Below are 4021 nucleotides of genomic sequence, written 5' to 3'. Positions count from 1 at the left end.
TCCGGGAAGACGGTGGACACGGCGGGCCGCTGGCGGGCGTTGATCGCGTAGGCGCCGACGATCACCACGAGCAGGCCCACCCCGATGCCGAGCCAGGCGCGGGTCCGGCGGAAGCCGTCCGACAACGGGACCTCGGCGGGCATCGTGCGCAGCACCAGGACGAACGCGAGCATCAGCAGCGTCTCCACCAACACCTGGGTGAGGGCCAGGTCCGGGGCGCCGTGGAAGGCGAAGATGATGGCGACGCCGTAGCCGGTGACGGACATGCTGATCACCGCGGCGAGGCGGTTGCGCAGGACGGTGGCGGCGATCGCGGCGACGGTCATGGGGATCATGACGAACAGCACGACCGGGTTGCCCGCCAGCTCCATCCGCAGGCCCTCGCGGGTGCCGACCATAAGGGACGCGAACGGGAACAGCACGAGGGTGAACAGGATGATGCCGAGCGTCAGCGGGAGGGAGCCGCGCTGGATGCTCGCGGTCAGGCGCAGTGACAAGAGGTCGAAGAAGCGCAGGACGGCGTCGTAGATGCGGTCGGCGTTACCTAGCGCGGGCGACTCGAACTGCATCCGCTCGACGGTCCGCTGGGCGACATAGAGCATGGTTCCGAGCACGTACACGACCGCCGTGAGCGCCAACGGGATGCCGACGCCGTGCCACAGTCCCAGGTGGTAGGCCTCGTCTCCGCGCCACGGGCTGCCGGGCGGGAACGCGACATCGACGAACCGGACGAGGAGGTTCTCGACGGGCGCCGACCACAGGCCGAGCACCAGGCCGGCGACGGCGAGGACCGCGGGCACCGAGAGGAACATCGGGTTGACGGGCTTCGAGTCGGCGACCGCGGGGCTGATCCCGTCGGGGAAGGTCGGCTTGTCCCGGAATGCGCCCATGACCAGGCGGGCGGTGTACGAGAAGGTGAGCACCGAGCCCAGTACGAGGCCCGCGGTGACAACAATCGCGGGCATCCCGTGTAGTCGGCCCTCGGTCAGCACGGTGGCGAACGCGGACTCCTTGCCGATGAACCCGAGGAAGGGCGGGAGCCCGGCCATCGAGGCGGCGGCGAGGGTGAAGAACACCGCCAGTGCGGGCCGCGAGCGGCCGAGGCCCGACAGCTCGCGGATCTCGCGGGTGCCGGTCGTCTTGTCGATCACGCCGACCGCCATGAACAGGGACGACTTGAACAGCGAGTGTGCGAGCAGCATGGTGAGCCCGGCGAGCATGGTGTCCCGGGAGCCGATGCCCACCAGCACGAGCAGGAAACCCAGCTGGGACACCGTGCCGAAGGCCAGCACCAGCTTGAGGTCCGTCTCGCGTAGCGCCCGCCACCCGGCCATGAGCAGGGAGACCAGGCCCAGGGCGATGAGTGGCAGCTGCCAGGTGGACGAGCCGGACAACCCGGGACTGAACGCCGCGACGAGGAAGACGCCGGCCTTGACCATGGCCGCGGAGTGCAGGTACGCGCTCACCGGGGTGGGGGCGGTCATCGCCCCCGGTAGCCAGAAGTGCAGGGGAGCGATGGCGGACTTGCTCGCCGCGCCGATGATGACCAGGGCGAGAGCCCAGTGGACGAGGGGCCCCGACGGTGGGGCCGCGATGATCTCGCTGAGCAGGTACGACCCGGCTTCCTGCGCCAGGATGATCATGCCGACGAGCATCGCCAGGCCGCCGAGGGTGGTCACCAGCAGTGCCTGGGTGGCGGCACGCCGGGACGAGGCCCGCTCGGCGTAGTGGCCGACCAGCAGGAAGCTCAGAACGGAGGTGATCTCCCAGAAGATGTACAGCAGGATCATGTTGTCGGCCACGACCAGGCCGAACATGACGCCCGCGAAGGCGACGAGCTCCGCGGCGAACAGGTGGAGTCGCGGTTCGGAGTCGTCGAAGTACCAGGTGCAGTAGAACAGCACCAACGCACCGACGCCCAGTGCGATGAGGGACATCAGCGCGGACAGGGCGTCCATCCGCAGGTCGAGCGCCAGGTGGATGCCGGGAGCCCACTGGATGGACTCCGTGGGTACCCGGTCGAGGTTCGCGGCCACCCAGACCGCGCCGGCGGCGGGGACCAACGCCAGGAGCGGGAAGGCGCGGCGTCCGAACCTGGACACCAACGGGATCGCGATCAGGGCGGCCACGGCATGGGCCGCGAGGATCACGATCACCGGCGGCTCCTTTCCTTGCGTCGAACGGACGACGACATGCGGACGTATCCGCCGCGAGGCGGCGGGGAGTCGGTGGTCGACCGGGGCGTGGTTCCTGTGATCACTTTACAGAACGGTGTTTCTGAGCCGACTTCACCGCAGGTGGAGACGGGTCGCGGCGCTGAGCAGCGCCGCGATCGAGGCCTCGGTGGAGGTCTGCCCGAACCCGAGCGCCCACGTCTCGCGGCGACCACAGCTGGCGCGCAGGATCGTGCACCACGATCCGGCCTCGCCGAAGGCGTGGCCGCCGTGCCGGTGGCCCTCGTACTGGTGGAACTGCTCGATCTCCGCACGCGCGCCGACCTGGCCCAGCATGTCGGACATCGCGGTGACGTCACCGCAGGACTCGGTGGTCAGGCGGCGGGCGGTGAACTCGCCGGGCGCGTCCCCTGCGGCACGGGTGGCCAGGATCGCCTCGTAGGCGGTGATGCCCCGACCCAGCGGGCGGCGGGAGAAATCGGCCAGATGAAAGCGGTCGGAGGACGGGGCGTAGGTGTCGAGCAGCGTGCGCCAGTCCAGGCCCGCGGCCTCGGAGGCGAACCCTCGTGGCAGCCGGCGGCCGAATCGATCCGCGAAGGGGCAGATGGGAGAGCCGGTGGTCGCGTGGGGTCCGCCGAACGTGGGATTCGCCGTGGGGGTCATGGAGTTCTCGCTTCTGGTGCGTCGGTGAGATGACCGACGTCAGAAGGAGCAACCACGCAACGGGGGTGCCGGTCTGTCAGGCCCCGTTACGTCCGGATACTACGAGAATCTTCCGCATGGTCAGACACTCTAGGCCGCCGGCGTGAATCCCGGCAAGCCCGTGGCGCCCCGTCCCCGCGCGCGGCACCCTCGCGCTGCTCAGCTCTCGCGACGCTCGGCGTACTGCCGGAGGTCCTCCACCTGCACGGGGTCGAGAGAGGGTCTGACCGCGCGGCGGGCGCGCGCCACGTCCTCTGCGGTGACCTCGGCCGCGTCGATGTCGCGACGCATCGCGGTCAGCGCCGACTCCCGGAGCAGGGCGGCGCAGTCCGCCGCGGAATACCCGTCCAGGTCGGTCGCGAGCTCGGCCAGGTCGACGTCCTCGGCCAGCGGGACGTCCCGGCCGGCGGCCCGGAGGATGTCGGCGCGGGCCTCGGCGTCCGGCGGGGGGACGAACACCAGGCGTTCGAGCCGCCCCGGACGCAGCAGGGCGGGGTCGATGAGTTCGGGCCGGTTGGTGGCGCCGAGGATGACCACATCACCCAGTGGCTCCGCACCGTCGAGTTCGGTGAGCAGGGCCGCCACCACCCGATCGCCGACGCCCGAGTCGCCCGACTGGCCCCGGCGCGGGGCGAGCGCGTCGATCTCGTCGAGGAACACCAACGACGGCGCCGAGTCACGCGCCTTGCGGAACAGGTCGCGGACGGCCTTCTCCGAGGACCCGACCCACTTGTCCATGAGCTCGGCACCCTTGACCATGTGCACCGTCAGCCGCCCGCTCGCGGCGAGGGCCCGCACGACGAACGTCTTGCCGCAGCCCGGGGGACCGTACAACAGCACGCCCCGTGGCGGCTGCACCCCCAGCCGTTCGAAGGAGTCGCGGTGCTGCAGCGGCCACAGCACCGTCTCGGTGAGCGCCTGCCGCACCTCCTCCATGTCCCCGACGTCGTCGAGGGTGATCGATCCCAGGCTCAGCTCCTCTGTGCCGGACCGGGACAGCGGCCGGATCACGCTGATCGCGCCCAGGAGGTCGTCCTGCTCCAGACGGGCGACGGGGTGGTCGGGCGCGGGGTGGTCGGGCGCGGGGAGATTTGGCGCGGGGTCGCCGTGCGCGGGCCGGTCGGTGACGCCGTTGCCCGCGGCCC

General features: G+C 70.8%; 3 protein-coding genes. All 3 read right to left on the bottom strand.

Translation table 11 applies throughout. The annotated features are described in order from the left end of the window. On the bottom strand, positions 1 to 2156 hold a 2156-nt coding region (locus G6023_RS07510; protein ID WP_182634791.1), incomplete at its 3' end, for a proton-conducting transporter transmembrane domain-containing protein. A gap of 132 nt (positions 2157 to 2288) precedes the next feature. Then, positions 2289 to 2837 (bottom strand): hypothetical protein, encoded by a 549-nt coding sequence (locus tag G6023_RS07505; RefSeq protein WP_182634788.1) that lies wholly within the window; start codon positions 2835 to 2837, stop codon positions 2289 to 2291. 198 nt (positions 2838 to 3035) lie between these two features. Next, a partial coding sequence (locus tag G6023_RS07500) for an ATP-binding protein (protein ID WP_241727747.1) occupies positions 3036 to 4021 on the bottom strand: 986 nt, incomplete at its 5' end.

Source organism: Dietzia sp. DQ11-71, assembly GCF_014144995.1.
GTDB lineage: Bacteria > Actinomycetota > Actinomycetes > Mycobacteriales > Mycobacteriaceae > Dietzia > Dietzia kunjamensis.
Note: the sequence above shows the minus strand (reverse complement) of the source record. Positions and strands in the feature narration are given on the sequence as shown.